The sequence below is a fragment of the Clostridium sp. AF27-2AA genome (genome assembly GCF_003478505.1).
GTDB lineage: Bacteria > Bacillota > Clostridia > Lachnospirales > Lachnospiraceae > Brotaphodocola.
The window spans coordinates 81840-82430 of sequence record NZ_QUFI01000015.1; the positions used below are offsets into that span (position 1 = coordinate 81840).

Here is a 591-nt window from a genome sequence, read left to right on the forward strand (position 1 = left end):
TGGGGGCTTGTAAAAGCCTGATTGACTAGCTTAAGTGTTTCGAGCACTACGTTAGGAGAGAATGTGTAATCATTAGATTACGTAAATAGGTACCTGCAGGTGTTATACCTAGCTTGCAGCTCTACGGTATGTGGTTAAACAGTCTTGATGGGACGAGACAGTGCCGCATGCAGCAAAACCTCTCATTAACATTGGCGAAGGTATCATTACGGCAGGTGTGGCCGGCTTAAAGCATTGACACACCAATTTAAGAAAGGAGTGCCTGTTATGGTATACGTATTAGATAAAAACGGACAACCACTGATGCCTACCGACAGGCATCGTAAGGTCCGACTGATGTTACAGTCAGGCCAGGCCAAAGTAATCAAAAGGTGTCCGTTTACAATACAACTGAATTATGATTCCGGACATCAAACACAGGAAATTTCTCTTGGAATTGATGCCGGAAGCAAACATATCGGAGTATCGACAACCACAAAAATCAAAGTGTTATATGAGGCAGATGTAGAACTGAGAAACGATATCGTAAATTTATTATCGTCCAGACGGGAATTTCGCCGTGGGAGACGTAACAGGAAAACCAGGTATCGT

At 43.3% G+C, this 591-nt stretch carries 1 protein-coding gene; it reads left to right on the forward strand.

What is annotated here, in order from left to right:
* Positions 1-267 precede the first annotated feature (267 nt).
* On the forward strand, positions 268-591 hold a 324-nt coding region (locus DWY84_RS10175; RefSeq protein ID WP_182434942.1), incomplete at its 3' end, for an RRXRR domain-containing protein.